The following is a 16798-nucleotide window of genomic DNA, read 5'->3' as shown; positions in this document are numbered from 1 at the left end:
CCGCAGCTTCGACGCCAACACGGGCGGGATGGTGGCGAGCGGGTCAGGGGCGGTCATGCTCGGACTCGCTCAATGCCGCCGCATTCCAATACTCCGATGTCTGGGTATTGCTCCCATGCCATGTCGTAAGCAGCTTCAAGTGCTACATCCTCGTTAGCTGCCTTGACCGTGAAGGTGTCTAGCAAGACCATCCCGTCTTCCGGGTTGCCATAATGCTCAATCGCCACGCGGAACAACTTCTTCATGGTCCGTTCTCCAAGTCTTTTGCGATGGTGTGTGCGGTGAGTTTGAGTTCCCTGACGAGGCCCCATTGTGCGCCTTCGTCTAGGCCGTCGATGAGTTCGAACAGGTGGTTCAGGTTGTGATGCTCAGGATGGGTTGGCATCACGCGGCACTCCCTACGAATCCGTGCTGCCGGAAACCCAGCAGAGGCCCGTAGACATTAGCTAGCTCAAGGAGAATGTCAGCGTGGCACGGTTGGCTAATTGGACACCGGCACACAAGATCCTTACCTCGCAGCGCGGGAAGGTTCTCCAAGAAAACCTGACGGTCAGCGTACGGAGTACCGATGAACGATTCATGCCCACCCGGCGCAACCCACGTCCAGCCGATTCCAGGCTTCCGGCGCCACACGAGCGGCATCGTCAGCCATTGCTTGAAGTGATCAGATACCAACTGACGGGATCCAGTTGACCAACCTTGCGGAGTGCCAAATGGGTTGTTGAACTTCGACCGAGGACCAACCCAAACGGCGTCTTTGCTTGGCTTCCATTCCTCGGTGCGTTGTATTCGCTTCGGGCTCATGATGTTCGCCGGCTTCCATGCTCCGGGGCGGGCCGCTCATAACCCGCCTGATGCACACCAGTTTACACCAAAACCCGCAAGAAAGTGCAACACTTCACGAACTTTTACCCGGTCGTTTCCCGCTAAGCAAAGCCACCAAATCATCGACCGTCATGAACACAACCTGCCGGCCAGGATCCGTTGTCCCACGACGCTTAGCCACCACCACACCCGCGATCGCGTTAGGCAGGTTCAGGCGCTCGATTTCGACCTCAGTGAGCCAAGTGCCCACGAGGAAACGCCCGCCGTAATCCTTGAACTCAACCGCCACGGGGAGCTCGTTGAACGTCTCCACATTCGCCGCATCACCCCTGTCCTTACCCCCATACAGCGGCATCTTCTCGATAAACCGGGACACGTGAACCCGCAAATAATCCGTGACGCTCCTGGCATGCCGGCTACCCGCAGCCTTCGCACTAGACCTCGACCTAACCACACAAACCACCCCCACAAGCCACAGACGCCGATCTCCCAGCCTCACACGCGCGCCCCGTAAAGATGGACGCCCCCGCATATTCCAGCGTCTTAGCAAGCGCTTTCCAATTGTTTTTCATGTTGTGCGTTCTTTCAGGGTTGTTTCACGTTGTTGTTTTCCGGCTTCGAGTAGGGCTTGCCAGCGTTGTGGGTCGCGTCTGCGGAGCGGGATTTGGTCGGATGGTTTGGCTGGTGTGGCGGTGAGTGCGCGCTGCTTGGCCGTGTATGACGCGACGAGTTGTCGTGCTCTTGTGGCTATTTCGGAGGGTTTGGGGGCTGTTGGGTAGAGCCGGAAGTGTTCCATGGCTGCGGCTTTTGCGGCCCGCACGTTGGTGTTCTTGAGTGCGTGGTGCCAGACTTCGCGGGCGCCTTCTTCATACATGACCCTTGGGTCAATTTTCGCGAGCCAGTCAGTGAACGCGATGGTTTCCTGGGGTTCCATGGGGTCGCCTTACTGTTCGATCATGAATGGTTCGGTGTCGTTGGCTTGGAGTTGTCGGAGCATCCGTTGTGATGCTGCTTCCACACGTTGGGCGTGGGTGGTTGGGCCGGTGTTCCTTGGCGGTAAGGGTTCGTCATCCCAACAGCCGTTGTTCAACCATGTCGCCGGGAGCTTCGTGAATTGTCCTTCACGGTTAGGGTCGGCTGCGTATCGTTCAGCGCCGGCGACCAACACCTCATGCGAGGCTTTCGACCGGGCCTTGATGTAGGCTTTCTCGGCTGCTGCCCTGGCTTCTTTCCTTGGGTAGGCCATATACCAATCCATGAAGTCGTCCGGTCCCACCGGACAAGTCTTTTCTATCCTCTGTTCCTCTGTTCCTCTGTTCCTCTGTTCCCCTGTTCCAGGCGCGAGGGTTACGGGAGGGCTCGCGACACTCTCGCGAATTTCGGATTGTTTGTAGTCGAAAGTCCCGTCAGGACGCGGATTTCTGCCCTTTCCGGGCTTGTCGATGCGTTGGGTTGTCTCCCACCAGGAGATGTATAACAACTGGTCGCCGTTGGCCTCGTATCGGTGCACTAAACCGGCTTGGTGGAGCTGGGAAATGGCTTCGGTAACCCTCGCGACAGTCTCGCGAGGGTTACTGAACATGTCGCGAGGAAATACGTCGGTAACGATGAGTTCGATGTCGTCCACGCCCACGCCGTTGTCATCCACATAGGACTCAAGGCCCTTCAGAACGAGGCGCGCGTCCCAGGACACGGACGCGATGCGGCGTGACTTCCAGAATTCCGGCTTGGTGCTGCGGATCCTCATGTGCGGCGCCTCCTTTGTGCTTGTTGTTCGCGTTGTTGGCGCATGGTTTGTTTGCGTGCGGTGTCCGCTTGTTTACGCTGCTGCCGGCGCTCACGATCAGACGCCGCGGTCATGCGGCGTCTTCCATTGCTGCTAGTGCTGGGATGATGGCGGGGTAGGCGTCAACGATGAGTTGCGCGGCGTTGACGTAGGTGCTGGTCTTGTTGACGTTGTAACGGTCCATGAGGATAGCCAGCGTGTAGACGGCCACTTGCTCAGGGGTGTCGCCGTCTTGGCTCATGTCTGGGCGGGTGGTTGCCTCGCACATCAGTTCCGTGCGGAGGTCTTCCATGATTCGGTGCTTCATGATGCCGAACGCCTGGTCAACGCTTCCGTGGCGTCCCGCGCATCCCTTCCGGTGGCATTCGGGCCACTCAAACTCAACCGCAGACCGGCTCACCTTCGTATCAGCTACGGTCGCGAGGACACGGCGGATAAGCGCTTCATCAACTTCCCGGCTCATGCTTCGCCCCCGAACACAACAACCTCGGGCGACGGTTTACCTTCGGCCTCGTTAGCTTTGCTGAACAGGTGAGCGGCGATAGCCCGGGCTTGCTTCGGTGTCATCTGGATGTACTGGTCATCCGGCAGACGCAGAAACACGTCACCTCCAACAACGCTGACTTTGGTGCGGTACGTTTCGCTCATGCTGCGATGTCCTTTGCGTATCCGTGGTGGTTGGGGTTGTCTATGAGGTCTTCGTCCCAGGCGAGGGGTGGGAGCCATCCGTTGATTTGGGCGATGGCGCGGGCGCGGGTGGCCGCACGTGACGGTACCGGGTTTGGGGTCATTTGGAGCCGGGTGAAGACATCAGCTATTGCTTGGGCCGTTTCAGCGCGAATGTACTTTTGCTTGAGTACGTGCCTTGGCTTGTCCGGGTGGATGCCGGCAAGTTTGGCTTGTTCTTCGAGTGGGTAGCCGATTGCTGCGAGGGCTTGGACGCGTCGGATAGTCCCGGTTGCGTTGGTTTTTCCTTCGGGTTTGGTTCGGTCTTCGGAGGTGACTTTGAGGATGGATTCGGAAGTGTGGTTGATGATTGTTTTCTGGCCGTCGAGGATGCGCGAGATGGTTTGGTGTGCGTTGGCTGAGTGGTGAGCGATTTCGGCTTTTGTCATGCCTTGTTTGAGTAAGCTTCGGATGTGTTTGCGGGCCGCTGCTGCGGGTACTTTGTGGGGGCGTGGGCGCCCGTATGCTTCGAGGCGGCGGTGTCGGTCGCGTTTCTGGGTGGCGTCATCGGTGCATGGGGTGCAGCGGCATGCGTGGGTGAGGTAGTTGTTGCGGGTGCCGTGGTAGTGCCGTGTCCTGGGGCAGTGGCAGTTGGTGTTGGGGTTCAATTGTTTTCCTCGAATCTGATGGCGAGGTCTGGGCGGTTGTGGCGTCGTAGCCAGCGGGCGAGTGTTTGTTCGTGTTTGTAGCCGGCGACTGTCATGGCGGTGTGGCTTGATTGGCCTTGGGCGAATTGCCATTCGATTTCTTCGATCAGGTGTGCGGGTTTCATGCTGCTTTGCTGCTTTCCCACTGTTCGGCTTCGGCGGTGGCCGCTTCGAGTCGTTTGCGTGCCCAGTGTTTGACGAGGTTGTTCTTTGCGCGTTGCCGTTCGCGGTTGCGGTCCTGCCTGGTTGGGTAGTCGCGGTCTAGTTGAGCGAGGCCGAAATCGTAGGCTTGTTCGCGGATTGCTTTGGCTTGTTTTTCGGCGGTTTTGATGATGGCTTGTGCGCGGTGGAGTGCTTCGATTTCGTTGCGTACGCCTTCGAGTCGGCGTGCTAGTCGGGCTCGTTCCATTTGTGCTTCGCGGAACGTTTTGACGAGGTTTTGTTCTTTCTTTCGGCTGGCGCCGAATGTGTATGTGGTGCTCATGGTTTGTCCTTGCTCAAGGGGGTTGGTGCGGGCGCCGGAGTGTTGCCGGCGCCCGCGTGGTGAGTCGTGGTGAGTTTGGTTAGAAAGCGGGGTCTGCGGTTGGCCCGTTGCCCCAGCCGCCCGCGCTTGCTGCGGGCGTGGCCCAGGGGTCATCCTGCGGGGCCTGCTGGGAGCGGGGCTGTTGTGCCTGCTGGGGCTCGGCCTTCGCCAGCTTGCGCACCGTCTGGAGGTTCAGGACAGGCTTGGACTTCTTCTCGCCGTCCTTCTCCCACTGCTGCGTTTCGAGGCGCCCGACAACGTACACCTGTTCACCTTGGGACAGGGTTTCCGCGAGACGTTCGGCGGCGTGCTCCCATGCCTGGGCGTCTGCGTAAAAGGTCTTGGTTGTGACCCATTTGCGTTGCTGTTCGTCGTATTTGGAATCGTTGAACGCGAGCCGCATGGAGAGGACGGCTTTGCCTGACTGCGTGTAACGGAGCTCCGGCGCGTTGATGATTCCGGCGATATCGGTGATGGTGGGGATGCTCATTAGGCTGCTTCCGTTTCGAGGGTGGTTGCGTATTTTTCGAGGTTTGCCGGGGTGGTGTAGATGGTGATTGCCTTTGTCATGCAGCTTTCTTGGTTCGGAGTGGGCTACGAGTCCAGTGCCACGATCCGTGTTGGCATTGGTAGTAGCGGACTGGTTCCCCGCCTCGCGCGGCCCATACTTGGGCGTGTACGAGGCGGGATTCCTCAAGAGTTGAGGATTGGACTTTCCCGCAGGCGCAACGGTTACGCGGCATCGGGGGTGGCGTCGTTTAGGAGGTCGATGATCCTGGTGGCCTCCGCTTTGGTGATGTCGCGGCGGGACACGAGTTGCCTGCCGATGATGGACTCGATGTAGTCCTTCTGGGCCGACGTGCCGTCATCGGTGAATCCGTTCTGCGCGAGCAGGGCGAACATCATCTTGGATTGGGGTTCGGTGATGAGTTCGACGGCGGGTTCGTCCACGATTTCGGCGGGTTCATCGTCGGCGGGCGCGGGAAGGTCTGTTGGGGCTTCGATCGGCGTGACAGGCTTGCGGGACCGGGTTTGCTTGGGCTTCGGTTCCGGGGCTGGTTCGGGTGCCGGCGCCGGGGCGGGGTGCTGGTTATCAGCCTGCGCCATTTCCTCCGCGGTGTAGATGCCTGACAGATCTTGCGGGAAGGCCTTGCGGAGAGCCAACGCCTCGGCGCACTTGGCGATCATGATCGCGCCCTTGGAGGACCACATCTGGGTATAGCTGCCGTCCTTGTTAGTTCCGGCGTACTCGCTAAAGAGGGCTACGGCGGAGAACCGTTCGCCGCCGCGGAGGACGGTAACCTTGGCTGCTGCGGGTGCGCTCTTGGACAGCCACACGTCACGCCACTGTCCGTCTTCGCCGCACCAGAGGGTGTCCTCGTAGCCAAACTGTTCGTTACGGCGGTCGGCAGCACGGCGAGCGATGAGTCGGTAACCGTCGATGCCGGTTTGAATCGTCTGCTTGACGCCCTGCTTGGTCCAACGCCCGATCATGTATATCTGGCGGGCGAACGGATCCAGGCCTGTTCGTACTGCTTGGTGGAAGAACACGGCGAGGTCTTCGCGGGTTGCGTTCTCTACCCCGAGATGCCGGAGGACTGCTACCTGGGGCTGGGTGAATTCGGATTGGCCGTCCTGGATAGTCAGGGCGGTGCTTTGGTGGCGGATTGCTAGGGTGCTCATTGTGTTCTCCTAGTTATGCGGCTGCGCTGAGGGGTGCGGCCATGGGTTCGGGGATCAGGTCACGCTCACGGGTGGTGTAGTAGGTGTACGCGGCGGCGCGGAACATGGCGTAGTGCCGGTCGATCGCTTCGGGGTTGGGCGCGAGTAGGTAGAGGTTGGTGCCGAGGGGAGCGTCACCGTAGCGGGCGTTCTCACCTTCCCGGTCCATGGGGGTCACATGCGCGACGTAGGTGGCGACAATCTCCGGCAGCTCGTGTTCGGTTTCCCCGTCCGCGTCCGTCGTGTAGAAGTCAGCCTTCGAATACGCCGCAGTCTGCAACTTCGTCTCCCCGTACACGCCCTTCGCGGTCTTGAGGTCGATCATCACGACCTTGTCCCCGTGGAGTTTCGGGATGCGGGCCAGGAGGTCGAACCTGCCGGCGACGTTCTTGCCGGGGTAGATGTTGCGGATGCCGACGTTGCATTCGGAGAGGACGGGTTCGACGCCGAAACGGTCAAGGAAGTCAAGGTACCCGTCAATGTATCCGGCGAGCTCATCATCGAAGGTGATGTCTTCGCCGTTGTGGAGTGCTTCGGCGAGGGCGTGGACGGCGGTTCCGCGTTCGGCTGCTTTGTCGCGTACGTCCCATGGTGCTTTGCGGATGGTGTCGTATGGGGCGCCGGGGTTGTCTATTGCGTATTGGGCGGCTTGGTTTGCGGCCCAGTAGGGGAGTGCTGGTTTGGGGATGGCGCCGCCGAGGATGGTGGTGACGCTGGTGGGGCGTTTGCCGTCGAGTGTGTAGCGGTGTCCTTCGTGGCTGAATTTGAGGCTCATTCGGGGTCCTGTTCGAGGTTGAGGGAGTGGATGGTGGCTTGGATGGCTTGGGCGCGTTGCTCGCGCTCGTACTGCTCTTGGGTGGTCATTCGATGTCCTCGCGGGGGAGTGGGTCGGTGGTGGGTCGGCAGTCGCAGCCGGGGTTTCCGCATTGGGTGAAGGTGTCCGGTGTTGCCCATGCCTCGTCCGGGTCCAACGGGTCCGACTTGCGGGGCTTCACAGTCCTGCCGCCTTGTTCACAAGTTGCATGTATGAGTTGCTGAGCTTGTGCCCGGCTCCCTCAATGCGCCTCACTGCTGCGGTGTCGAAGTAGCAGGAATCGAAGATCTTTCGCCAGTCATTGGTGTTGTCGATGAGGACGTACTTTCCATAGCGGTCCTGCACTAGGTAGTGCCAGGTATCCCCGCGTTTAGTGACGTATCCCTTGGCTTTCATGCCACGTCTCCGAAGATCATTTCCTCAAGGGCGGGGGCGAGTCGCTTGACCCTGCGGCGGGCGAGGTGCGCGTCAGGTACGGGTGCGATGCGGTTGAGCAGGGATTGGCGCATGGGGTCGAAGATCGCGGTCGGGGTGTAGGTGGTGTTCAGTGCGGGGAGGTTCAGGGCGGACATTGGGTGCTCCTAACGGGTAATCGGGGCGAGGATGGTGACGTGATCTTTTGCCTCATACCTTGCGAGGCAGTTGAAGCAGACGACGTTGCTGTTGGTTAGGACCGCTGCGACCATCCATGCGCAGTAGGCCTTGATTACGTTCACACCGCATTCGCACTGGACGCGCGCATAGTGGGTGGCTGGTCCGTCTGCATGCAGATCATGGCTGCAGGACTCGCATGCCAGTTCTTCGAACTCCCCGACCAGAACCTCAAGGTCCGTCACGGTTTCGATGCCTGCTTGGACGGTCATTGCCGGCGCCCTTCCATGAACGTGTCCCAGATGGCGAGTGCATAGGCGAACAGGAAAACAAGGATCCCAGCGCAGGCCGTGAACCCGATGGATGCGCAGAGGTAGATGAGAACAAGTTCCGGGCTCATGCCGCGTCCAGTTCCGTGTAGTCGCCGGCAGCGGCCTTGGATGCGATGCCGATGGCCCTGTCGCGGTCGAAGTACGTGCGGATTTTGAGTCCATGTTCCGGGTGCTTGACGGATACTCGCCACGCTCCGGGGAAGTTGGGGCTCTGGTAGACGAACGGCTTCTCTGGGTTGGTGCGGTGGTGCTGGAAGTGGCAGACGAGGCCGTGCGCGTCCGGGCAGTTGGGGGTGTGCTTGCTCATTGTTCGCCTTTCCTGACGCTGTCTGCGTCGTCTTCTAGTCGGGTTTGTTGTTGGGCTTCGTCGTCTTCGCGCTGCATGTAGTAGAAGCAGTCACGCGGTTCGGTCCAGTCGTAGGATTTGCCGGTTTTCATGATTCCTCCGAGAACTTAGATTCGAGGTCGCGCATCTCGGCCTCATTAGCTTTGAAGCGGTCGATGTCGTTCTGCCGTGGGGCGCTACCTGCCGCGACTGCTTTAGCGATCTGGTAGGCCATGGTGTCCCGGCGCTGTTTGGCTTTCTGCCACAGCTCGAACGTGTTGCTCATGCCGCGACCGCCGTAACAGTGGTGACCGGGCCGTGCTCGGTGATGGTGACCGATGTTACGTAACCGGGTCGTGCGCCGAGTTCTTGTTCGATCCCTTGGAGGATCGAAGGGTCACGCCGAAGGTCTGACGTGAGGACGGAGAAGGTGTGCTTGCTCATTTGAGTGTTCGTTTCTTTAGTTCTTCGGTTAGTACGTGGATTGCGTCGTGGAGCCCGGCAGCTTTGTGGACCGCTTTGGGCTCTTGGTTGCCCGCTAACTGAGTCACGTCAATGCCGAACAGGTCAGCTAATGCGAGTGCCTCGTGCAGTAAGACAGGGCGTTCACCTTTTTCGGTGCGGGCGACTGTTACTTGATAGAAGTTCGTCCATCCGGCTTCGTTCATGCGGCGGGCGAGGTAGCTCTGTGACCAGCCCATCTGGGCGCGGAGGTCTGCTATGCGCGCCCCGACTTGGATGTTTCCCGCTCTTGCATCCATGGCCTATGCGGCGTTCGGGTCAAGGATGCGGGGTTCAAGGCCGAGCGCATCGACAAGGCGGGGGATCCGATTTGCTGGGAGAGGCCGCCCGCCTCGTTCGTATCCGGCGAGGGTTGTTCGGTCGCAGCCGATGAAGCTCGCCAGATCTTCCTGGCTAAGGCGTTTGTGATCGCGGGCGAGGGCGATGATGCGCCCAATACGCACGTCGTCAATGTTCGTGATCTTCGCGACGGGTGTCCGCTTCTTAGTCAAGGGGTGCTCCTAACTTTCGTTTGCTCATTTCGCCTCTCCTGCTCATTTGGAGGGCGTAAAGCAAGACTATGCAACAACATGCCACTACGTCAACAGTCTTGGTGCAACAACTTGCAAAACAAGTGTTTCCGCAGGTCAGAAGGGGGTTGTTCTTTCCGGGCGGATGGTGATGTTGCAAGAAAACTTACGCAAGAGGGCAGAAAAAAAGTTTTGGTGTTGCATCAAAAGCTGCGCAACCATGAAAGGGCGATACCGAGTAGCCCAATGAGCGGGGCCACCGGTATTCACGTAGGAATGAGCCCCAAGACACGTACCTGCACCCCTTGGCTGGCAGGTAGCAACCGAAGGACAGTAAGCGCATGAGCGACGAGAAGAACTCGAAAAACACGCAAGGCCTCGCCTTGTGGATCAGCATGGCCCTATCCAGGAAAGGCCTCAGCCCGGACCACTTCGCCGCTGACCACCTGACCGGCTCCGCCAAGCGATCCTTCTACAACTGGTCAGCCGGCAGAAACGCGCCACAAAAGTCCAAGCACCCCGAAATTGAAGCTGCGCTTGGCTGGAAGTCCGGGGCAATCGATCGAATCCTGCGGGATGAGTTCGTGACTGAACAAGACGTGTTCTTAGCGGACGAGGATAAGGCTGCAAAGCGGGCCTCTGAACTGTCCACGGATGAACTACTCACGGAGCTCACCCGCCGCATGAAGGCGGCTGAGGCGATTGCTGAACAGTATGAAGCTAACGTGATCAAGATCGACGCGACCCTCCATGAAGGCAAGTCCGACAGTAAGCCTGCTGATAAGCAAAATCATGGGACCGTTACCGCTTTGGGCACGCGACGCAAGGCGCCACAGTACCAAGCGGCACGGACGGAAATACCAAGTGATAGTCCACTAGACGACTCAGACGAGTAACGTAACTCGACACGCCGCGAGGGTTTGTAAAACCGGCATATTAATCGTTCCATTTCCCTAGCGGCCCTGCTGGGGGGTGGCGGTTAGAGGCTTTAGGGGCGTGTCGAGTGCGCGGAGTTGTGTACGAAGAACTCAGCGGTGGGGTGCTGGGGTACTACGACCATGAAGATGGTTTGATCAGGGTTGATCCGCGGAAACCGCGGCGCAAGAGGCATGTGACGATCGTTCATGAAGCGTTCCACCGGACGCTAAGGCACGGGGAAGACGCCATGCCGAAACGGGTGTCCAGGGAGATTGTCGTTGAGCGGATGACGGCTCTGTACTTCATCAGTTTCCGTGATTTGTTGGATGCGTTCGTGCAGTGCGGGTCGGTGGATGAGATGGCCCGGTTTCTGAACGTTGATAACGGGCTGATCTACGCCCGCTGGTTGGCGCTGACGCAGGCGGAGCAAACCATCCTGAATGTGTGCGGGCGGGCGTGTATCGGGATCGATTACCGGGAGCCTACCCGTGCGGATCTTACCGTCGTCGCTTGACACGCATGAGATAATGGGTGTATAAGAGGGGGTTTTAATGCCACGACCACAACTAGGCATTGGCGAATACGGCACCATCGGCTACAGCCGCGACGGAACCAAACACGTCGCCATGGCCCGCTACCGCGACACGGACGGCGAGACGCGCCGCGTGAAAGCCGTAGGCACATCCAAAAGCGCAGCAGCCGCCGCACTCCGGGAAAAGTTCAAAGAACGCGCCCGCAGGGGCGGTGAAGACGACATCACGTCAGAGTCAACCATCGCGGAACTCGCTGACAGGTACCTTGCCGAGAAGCTGGCCGAGGACCTCGCGCCGAACACGATCCACAACAACCGGCGCTCCATGGAGAACCACATCAAACCCAAGCTCGGGAAACTCCGCCTCCGTGAAGCGTCCCCGCAGCGCATCTCGAAGTTCATTTCGGGCGTGACCGTGTCGAACGGCCCGGGTACGGCGCTCATGGTCCGGTCTGTCCTGTCCGGGATGTTCGCCGCCGCCGCCCGCTGGGACGCAGTCCCATCAAACCCGGTAGCGTACACCAAGCCGCCGAAGCTGGAACAGAAACCCATCCGGGCGCTCAGCCTGGACGAGCTTGTACGCATGCGTGAGCTCGCCTCCGAGGTCTTCGCACCTTTCACCCTTGAGCAGCGTTTGGAGCGGGCAGGAGGCGACGTGCGGCGTCTGGGAGGGCAGAACAGGTCACGTACCACCCTCGATATCATTGACTTCCTCATCGGCACCGGTTGCCGCCCCGCCGAGGCCCCCGGTCTAGCGTGGGAGGACGTGCACTTGGACGATGAACTTCCGTGGGTGAAGATCCACAAGCAGATCGTCATGGTCCCCGGCGAGGGCCTGCTCAGGACCCCCACCAAGGAACGGGACGTGCGCGACCTCCGCTTGCCTGGGTTCGTCGTGGACATGCTACGCAGGCGCCGCGCCGAGCACCCGGACGCGGTCATGGTATTTCCCTCCGAACGTGGGGGCGGGTACCGGTCACCAAGGAACATCGCCACAGCGTTCCAAAAGGCGTTCGCCGGCACCGAGTTCTCATGGATGACCCCCAAGACCCTACGCAAGACCGTCGCCACCCTGATCGATGGGCAAGCCGGGTCGGCGCAGGCAGCGCAGCAGCTCGGGCACAAGTCCGACACGATGACCCGCCGCCACTACATCGAACCGTCACGCCTACCCATCGACTCAGGCTCTGTACTTGAGTTGTTCCAGCAGGAATCGGTATAGGGTGTATTGACAGGGTGTATATACACCCTGTAGCTTTGTCTTATCGGAAACAACGAAAGGGCAAGGCAAGTGAGTAAGGTTCAGGAACTTCAGGTAGTTACCATCGCAGGCGCCGACTACACCGTTGAGGACTGGTCCGGGATGACGATGCTCATCTCCGCAAAGGGAACCGCCTACTGCATCGAAGAAGGCATCTCGCAGCCGATTTCGTTTCCTGGTGGCACGCCGCTCCGCAAGCGCGGAAACCCGGTGCGTGTCATGAATGTAGGCGGCTTCATCGAAGAAGTAAAGAAGTGAGCCCGTTCGAACAAGCGGCCCCCTGGGATGAGGGCCGCACTACCGCCCCGCTCCCAACGCTACCGGGGATGGCTCCTGGCATAGTCGCTGTCCGGGATGGGCAGCGGGGCAGGCTCTACACGCTTCAATGCATGAAGTGCTTCGCGACTGAAGAGCCGGAACGTCTAACTGCAATGACGATCCACTTCCATGCGCGCTCAGGGGACGGTAACCCGCGCCTTTGCCGGGAATGCCGAGTTGCCACCTACCCCGACTGCACGTGCGATTACTGCCGCCACGATCGAACTGGAAGTGAGTACTGAAATGGCACTAAGCCTGTCCTGCCTTCTTGGGTTTCACAACTGGGGGCCACTGTTTCTCAATCGGTGCAACATCTGCGGGAAGATATCGAAATGAGTAAGGGAACCAAAGTCCGTACGGTGCGTATCGATGACGCACTGTGGGACGCAGCCCAAGCCAAAGCCGCAGAGCAGGGTGAGAACCTGAGCGAGATAATCAGGGGAGCGTTAACGGAATACGTGTCTACGGGACTGAAACGGGACACAATGACCACGGGCCGAAAACATGCGGACAAAACAGCCAGTATTGTTGCAAGTGCTTGCAACACCAAAACGAGTTAGATCGGAAAGACCCTGAAAGACAAGACCTGCACTTGCACGTTCCTTCACAAGCCTGTTCTGAACCGAATTGTACTTTTTTACGGCTTTACTCCGATCGCCGACCCGGATGCAGTGCGCCTATGGCAGCGCGCCCTCTGCGAGAAACTGGGCCTTACCGGCCGCATCCTGATCTCCAAGGACGGCATCAACGCAACTGTCGGCGGTGAGCTCAACAACATGAAGCAGTACGTCAAAACCACGCGTGAGTACAAGGGTTTCCACGATATCGACTTCAAATGGTCCGACGGCGGCGCTGACGACTTTCCGCGGCTCAGCGTCAAGGTCCGCGATGAGATTGTCTCCTTCGGCGCACCGGGCGAGTTGAAAGTGGACGAGAACGGCGTTGTGGGTGGCGGCAAGCACCTGCAGCCCGAGGAGCTGCACGCCCTGCTGGACAGCAAGAAGGCCGACGGCGAGGACGTTGTTTTCTTTGACGGCCGCAACGCGTTCGAGGCTCAGATCGGCAAGTTCAAGGATGCGGTGGTCCCGGACGTCGCCACAACGCACGACTTCATCAAGGAACTGGACTCGGGGAAGTACGACGACCTCAAAGATAAGCCTGTAGTTACGTACTGCACCGGCGGGATTCGTTGCGAAGTTCTCTCCAGCCTGATGGTCAACCGGGGATTCAAGGAGGTCTACCAATTGGACGGCGGAATCGTCCGGTACGGAGAGACCTTCAAGGACAACGGTCTTTGGGAGGGCTCGCTGTACGTCTTCGACAAGCGCATGCATGTGGAGTTCAGCGACGACGCCAAGACCATCGGCTCGTGTGTCCGGTGCTCGGCGCCCACCAACAAGTTCGAGAACTGCTCCAACCCAAGCTGCCGTACGTTGACGCTTTACTGCGCGGATTGCGCTTCGGATCCGGCAACCTTGAGGTGTCCGGACGGCTGCGAAGCCGCCTGACCGCCGTCGGGCGCCGAACCAAAGGCGGCTACCCGCCCAAGGCGGCTGACCCGCTAAAGCCGGCTGACCCGGTACGCGAAGTTGGCATCGGACCTCGTTCCAACAGTGATGTCCAGGACCGCATCAGCCTCGAGTTGCACGACGCTCACGCGGGCATTTGCGCACCCAAGGGTCAGATCCACCAAATCCGATTCACCAAGCGCCACTTTGAAGGAGACCCTGCGGGTGCCGCGGCAGGCCAACGTCACCGCGTACGTGCCGCCGGGCAGTTGAACCGTTTGTTCCGTCCGTGATTCTCCTGGCTCAAGGTAGCCGCTGCTTGAGTAGAAAGACCGTCCCTGGGATTCGGGCAGTGCCGCTTGCGCCCACTCTTTCAGGGCTTCACCGGTCACTGTCGATTCCAAGGCCGGATCCGGAGGAAGCACTACGTTCCTGCCCGCGGAGGTCGTGGAATCAGCTTCGGCCCGACCAGGTTCCTCATAGGTGTACTCGCACCCCGTCAGCGCCGTGACCACTCCAAGCAGAAGCACGACGGCGGAACCCGCCAACCGTCGCGGTCCCACGGAGCCAGCCGCCTTGCCGCCCATGTTCTGACTTTACGCTTGCGCGCCGGCTCTCCATAGAGCCGGTTGTTGGTTCGATGGAGGCGGAGTTCAGCTCGTCGCGGGCGCCAGTTGGTAGGCGTAGATCAATGGCGCGTCGACGCTGCTCGTGGAGATGATGACCGCCCCCGTGGCCGGGATCTTGATCTTCACGGTTTCACGGCTGCCGTTGCAGGCAGCGCCGGCGTCGGCGATCTGCTGTCCGCCCGTGGATACCACGAAGAAGGCTTTTCCTCCGCCGTCACAGGCCATGGTGAGGGTGTACTGGCCGGCAGCAACGTTCTGAGCATCCTTCACGATCGGGTCCCGGTCCAGGATCTTTCCCGAGTCCTCCAACACAATGCCGGACGCGGCGGGCAGTGCGTCCTTCTTCCAGGCGGACACATCGGCGCGGGAGATGTCCACCGGCTGCTGGCATGCGGTGGCTGCCAGCAGGAAGCCGGCGGCAGTGAGAACCATGCCGGCACGGCGGACTGTGGAGGAGAAATTGAGCATGGTTCCACGCTACCGGTTTCCCCGCGGGAGTCTTTCCACATAGCGCATCCACGGTGAACCGGCAGGGCAACCCCGACCATAGACTGGCAACGTGAACCCATCCACATCAGTGTTTTCCTCAGGCAATACCCCCGATGCTCCCCGCAGTGACCAACCGGCGCTCCTGGCTGCCCTTGCAGACGCGTTCAAGTCAGTGAATTACACGCTCGACGGCGTTGCGGACCTTCTGGGGCCATCAGCCTATGCGGCGCTGGGCAGGGACCAGATCATCCCGGCCCTTTTGGCCACGGAACGGACGTCGGGTTCGGACCAGGCCGGGCTGCGGGGGTTAACCGTCCTGGTGCGGCTCTGGCTTCTTGCGGTTCCGCAGGCTGTTGCGGACGTTGATGCCGCCCTGCCAGGTCCAAGTGCCAACGGGCTCGCCGAGCTCGGGCTCGTCTCCATCGCGGACGGGGTTGTTACCGCCGCCGTCGATGTCCGTCCTTATGGATGGGACGCTAATCCGGACGGCAGCGGCGGAGCGGAACTGTGGGTGGCGAGTGACCTGGCGGCCCACCAGCAGCCGGGCGTGCTGCGGCACGACCACGTCCTGGGAATCGGCCAGGCTTCCACAACGCTGGTGCAGACCACCATTAGGCCGCATGCCAAGCGTGCCCTGGACCTGGGTACCGGTTGCGGAATCCAGACCTTCCACCTGCTCCACCATTGTGAGCACGTCACGGCAACAGACATTTCGGAAAGGGCCCTGGCCTTCACGAGGTTCAATCTCGTCCTCAACGCCGCAGTTTTGGAAGTGGATCCAAACAACCTCGAAGCCCGCATCAGCTTGAGGCTCGGTTCCCTCCTGGAACCGGTGGAAGGCGAACGATTCGACCTCGTAGTCTCCAACCCGCCCTTCGTCATCACTCCCCGCACCAAGGGCGAATCCGCAGCAGACCAGTTCACCTACAGGGATGGCGGTTTGCCGGGCGACCAGATCGTCTCTTCCTTGGTGAAGTCCCTCGGCAGCGTCCTTGAGCCAGGCGGAACCGCCCAAATGCTGGGCAACTGGGAGATCACCGCTGGTGCGCAGTGGAAGGACCGGCCTGCGTCCTGGCTCGAGGGTTCCGGACTGGACGTCTGGTTCATCCAACGCGAGCAGGTGGGGCCCGAACAGTACGCCGAGACCTGGCTCCAGGACGCATCCGAGTCCCGGGACCCGAACCACTACAAGGAGGCCTACGCTGCCTACCTTGAGGACTTTGCCTCCCGGAATGTGGAGGGCATTGGTTTCGGCATGATCTGGTTGCGTCGGCCGGCCGGAAGTCAGGGCACCATCAGCCGGTTCGAGGAAATCACCTACCCCATCGAGCAACCCATTGGCCCCCACTTGGGCGCGGCCATCGCGAGGGCGGACTGGCTGTCGGCCAACCAGTTGAACGAGGCCCATTTGCTGGTGGCCGAGGACGTCACCGAGGAGAGGCATCAACGGCCGGGCGCTGAGCACCCCGGAGTGATTCTGCTGCGGCAGGGGGCAGGCCTCCGCAGGACCAACCTGCTGAGCAGCGAACTAGCCGGCTTCGTCTCTGCCTGCGACGGTGACCTCAGCGTCAACCAGATCATCACGGCACTGGAAGCTCTCCTGGGCGGGGAAGAGGGATTCGACGCCGAAGCCTTCACGTCCACGCTCTTCCATGAGGTGGGCAATCTGGTCCTGGACGGATTCCTCGTGCCGGACGAGCCGGGCAAATCTCCATGACGCACGCAGATCCACGGAGGTCATTCCCCGGTGCCGGCACCCGCCCTCCCTCAGTACCCCCACGTGGCGCTGATCTCCCTGGACGTGACGCTGATTACACTGAT

The 16798-nt window shown here is 60.2% G+C and carries 32 protein-coding genes; 6 read left to right on the top strand and 26 right to left on the bottom strand.

All coding sequences use genetic code 11. The annotated features are described in order from the left end of the window. Positions 1-53: 53 nt before the first annotated feature. The 24 genes from QN084_RS06210 to QN084_RS06100 form a co-directional block, all read right to left on the bottom strand. Positions 54-245 (bottom strand): hypothetical protein, encoded by a 192-nt coding sequence (locus QN084_RS06210; RefSeq protein ID WP_264398688.1) that lies wholly within the window; start codon positions 243-245, stop codon positions 54-56. Beyond that, positions 242-385 (bottom strand): hypothetical protein, encoded by a 144-nt coding sequence (locus QN084_RS06205; RefSeq protein WP_264398686.1) that lies wholly within the window; start codon positions 383-385, stop codon positions 242-244. The genes QN084_RS06210 and QN084_RS06205 overlap by 4 nt, the downstream gene beginning before the upstream one ends. Next, on the bottom strand, positions 385-804 hold the full coding sequence (locus QN084_RS24000; RefSeq protein WP_352231330.1) for a DUF4326 domain-containing protein: 420 nt from the start codon (positions 802-804) through the stop codon (positions 385-387). The genes QN084_RS06205 and QN084_RS24000 overlap by 1 nt, the downstream gene beginning before the upstream one ends. Before the next feature lie 94 nt (positions 805-898). After that, positions 899-1201, bottom strand: coding sequence for a hypothetical protein (locus QN084_RS06200; RefSeq protein ID WP_264398685.1), 303 nt, complete (start codon positions 1199-1201; stop codon positions 899-901). 192 nt (positions 1202-1393) lie between these two features. After that, complete coding sequence (locus QN084_RS06195) at positions 1394-1759, bottom strand: hypothetical protein (protein ID WP_285751249.1); 366 nt, start codon at positions 1757-1759, stop codon at positions 1394-1396. 9 nt (positions 1760-1768) lie between these two features. After that, positions 1769-2572 carry an LvrA C-terminal domain-related protein gene (locus tag QN084_RS06190; protein WP_264398682.1) on the bottom strand — a complete coding sequence of 268 codons (804 nt, stop codon included), beginning with the start codon at positions 2570-2572 and terminating at the stop codon, positions 1769-1771. Between the two features lie 109 nt (positions 2573-2681). Then, a complete protein-coding gene (locus QN084_RS06185; protein WP_264398681.1) occupies positions 2682-3074 on the bottom strand; it encodes a hypothetical protein in 393 nt (130 codons plus the stop codon). Continuing rightward, a complete protein-coding gene (locus QN084_RS06180; protein WP_285751246.1) occupies positions 3071-3259 on the bottom strand; it encodes a hypothetical protein in 189 nt (62 codons plus the stop codon). The genes QN084_RS06185 and QN084_RS06180 overlap by 4 nt, the downstream gene beginning before the upstream one ends. Further along, entirely contained in the window at positions 3256-3726 is a 471-nt protein-coding gene (locus tag QN084_RS06175; RefSeq protein ID WP_285751244.1) for a hypothetical protein, read from the bottom strand. The genes QN084_RS06180 and QN084_RS06175 overlap by 4 nt, the downstream gene beginning before the upstream one ends. A 215-nt stretch (positions 3727-3941) precedes the next feature. Continuing rightward, positions 3942-4109, bottom strand: coding sequence for a hypothetical protein (locus QN084_RS06170; protein WP_285751242.1), 168 nt, complete (start codon positions 4107-4109; stop codon positions 3942-3944). Further along, positions 4106-4468, bottom strand: coding sequence for a hypothetical protein (locus QN084_RS06165; RefSeq protein ID WP_264398676.1), 363 nt, complete (start codon positions 4466-4468; stop codon positions 4106-4108). The genes QN084_RS06170 and QN084_RS06165 overlap by 4 nt, the downstream gene beginning before the upstream one ends. A 79-nt stretch (positions 4469-4547) precedes the next feature. Further along, positions 4548-4997, bottom strand: coding sequence for a single-stranded DNA-binding protein (locus QN084_RS06160; protein WP_285751240.1), 450 nt, complete (start codon positions 4995-4997; stop codon positions 4548-4550). 242 nt (positions 4998-5239) lie between these two features. Further along, positions 5240-6190 carry a phage recombination protein Bet gene (gene bet / locus QN084_RS06155; protein WP_285751238.1) on the bottom strand — a complete coding sequence of 317 codons (951 nt, stop codon included), beginning with the start codon at positions 6188-6190 and terminating at the stop codon, positions 5240-5242. A gap of 13 nt (positions 6191-6203) precedes the next feature. Beyond that, entirely contained in the window at positions 6204-7004 is an 801-nt protein-coding gene (locus QN084_RS06150) for a hypothetical protein (RefSeq protein ID WP_285751236.1), read from the bottom strand. Between the two features lie 216 nt (positions 7005-7220). After that, positions 7221-7439 carry a hypothetical protein gene (locus QN084_RS06145; protein ID WP_264398669.1) on the bottom strand — a complete coding sequence of 73 codons (219 nt, stop codon included), beginning with the start codon at positions 7437-7439 and terminating at the stop codon, positions 7221-7223. Then, entirely contained in the window at positions 7436-7615 is a 180-nt protein-coding gene (locus QN084_RS06140) for a hypothetical protein (protein WP_264398668.1), read from the bottom strand. The genes QN084_RS06145 and QN084_RS06140 overlap by 4 nt, the downstream gene beginning before the upstream one ends. A gap of 9 nt (positions 7616-7624) precedes the next feature. Beyond that, positions 7625-7906, bottom strand: coding sequence for a hypothetical protein (locus QN084_RS06135; RefSeq protein WP_264398666.1), 282 nt, complete (start codon positions 7904-7906; stop codon positions 7625-7627). After that, positions 7903-8034, bottom strand: a complete 132-nt coding sequence (locus QN084_RS06130) for a hypothetical protein (protein WP_021470846.1) — start codon at positions 8032-8034, stop codon at positions 7903-7905. Before QN084_RS06130 ends, QN084_RS06135 begins: the two co-directional genes overlap by 4 nt. Then, positions 8031-8273, bottom strand: coding sequence for a hypothetical protein (locus QN084_RS06125; protein WP_285751230.1), 243 nt, complete (start codon positions 8271-8273; stop codon positions 8031-8033). Before QN084_RS06125 ends, QN084_RS06130 begins: the two co-directional genes overlap by 4 nt. Further along, a complete protein-coding gene (locus tag QN084_RS06120) occupies positions 8270-8404 on the bottom strand; it encodes a hypothetical protein (RefSeq protein ID WP_285751228.1) in 135 nt (44 codons plus the stop codon). Before QN084_RS06120 ends, QN084_RS06125 begins: the two co-directional genes overlap by 4 nt. Next, positions 8401-8577 (bottom strand): hypothetical protein, encoded by a 177-nt coding sequence (locus QN084_RS06115; protein WP_264398660.1) that lies wholly within the window; start codon positions 8575-8577, stop codon positions 8401-8403. The genes QN084_RS06120 and QN084_RS06115 overlap by 4 nt, the downstream gene beginning before the upstream one ends. Further along, positions 8574-8735, bottom strand: coding sequence for a hypothetical protein (locus QN084_RS06110; RefSeq protein ID WP_264398659.1), 162 nt, complete (start codon positions 8733-8735; stop codon positions 8574-8576). The genes QN084_RS06115 and QN084_RS06110 overlap by 4 nt, the downstream gene beginning before the upstream one ends. Then, positions 8732-9052, bottom strand: coding sequence for a helix-turn-helix domain-containing protein (locus QN084_RS06105; protein WP_285751225.1), 321 nt, complete (start codon positions 9050-9052; stop codon positions 8732-8734). The genes QN084_RS06110 and QN084_RS06105 overlap by 4 nt, the downstream gene beginning before the upstream one ends. 3 nt (positions 9053-9055) lie before the next feature. Then, positions 9056-9304 (bottom strand): helix-turn-helix domain-containing protein, encoded by a 249-nt coding sequence (locus tag QN084_RS06100; protein WP_264398657.1) that lies wholly within the window; start codon positions 9302-9304, stop codon positions 9056-9058. 359 nt (positions 9305-9663) lie between these two features. Here QN084_RS06100 and QN084_RS06095 point away from each other — a divergent pair, with 359 nt between their 5' ends. From QN084_RS06095 to trhO, 5 genes are all read left to right on the top strand, one after another. After that, complete coding sequence (locus QN084_RS06095; RefSeq protein WP_264398655.1) at positions 9664-10218, top strand: hypothetical protein; 555 nt, start codon at positions 9664-9666, stop codon at positions 10216-10218. Between the two features lie 119 nt (positions 10219-10337). Next, positions 10338-10754 (top strand): hypothetical protein, encoded by a 417-nt coding sequence (locus QN084_RS06090; RefSeq protein ID WP_264398654.1) that lies wholly within the window; start codon positions 10338-10340, stop codon positions 10752-10754. 37 nt (positions 10755-10791) lie between these two features. Further along, positions 10792-11994, top strand: coding sequence for a tyrosine-type recombinase/integrase (locus QN084_RS06085; RefSeq protein ID WP_285751221.1), 1203 nt, complete (start codon positions 10792-10794; stop codon positions 11992-11994). Positions 11995-12063: 69 nt separating this feature from the next. Continuing rightward, positions 12064-12291 (top strand): hypothetical protein, encoded by a 228-nt coding sequence (locus QN084_RS06080; RefSeq protein ID WP_285751219.1) that lies wholly within the window; start codon positions 12064-12066, stop codon positions 12289-12291. A 677-nt stretch (positions 12292-12968) separates the two neighbouring features. Beyond that, positions 12969-13859, top strand: a complete 891-nt coding sequence (gene trhO / locus QN084_RS06075; RefSeq protein ID WP_210731097.1) for an oxygen-dependent tRNA uridine(34) hydroxylase TrhO — start codon at positions 12969-12971, stop codon at positions 13857-13859. Between the two features lie 53 nt (positions 13860-13912). Here trhO and QN084_RS06070 read toward each other — a convergent pair whose 3' ends face one another. Then, on the bottom strand, positions 13913-14446 hold the full coding sequence (locus QN084_RS06070) for a DUF6023 family protein (RefSeq protein ID WP_069695916.1): 534 nt from the start codon (positions 14444-14446) through the stop codon (positions 13913-13915). 66 nt (positions 14447-14512) lie between these two features. Further along, positions 14513-14956 (bottom strand): DUF6023 family protein, encoded by a 444-nt coding sequence (locus tag QN084_RS06065; RefSeq protein WP_069695915.1) that lies wholly within the window; start codon positions 14954-14956, stop codon positions 14513-14515. 91 nt (positions 14957-15047) lie between these two features. Between QN084_RS06065 and QN084_RS06060 the strand changes: the two genes are divergently transcribed. Further along, positions 15048-16694 carry a DUF7059 domain-containing protein gene (locus QN084_RS06060; RefSeq protein ID WP_285751218.1) on the top strand — a complete coding sequence of 549 codons (1647 nt, stop codon included), beginning with the start codon at positions 15048-15050 and terminating at the stop codon, positions 16692-16694. Positions 16695-16798 lie beyond the last annotated feature (104 nt).

It is taken from the genome of Paenarthrobacter sp. R1 (assembly GCF_030264015.1).
Taxonomy (GTDB): domain Bacteria; phylum Actinomycetota; class Actinomycetes; order Actinomycetales; family Micrococcaceae; genus Arthrobacter; species Arthrobacter ureafaciens.
The sequence above is the reverse complement of the archived record's forward strand: the minus strand, read 5'-3'. Positions and strand labels throughout refer to the sequence as shown.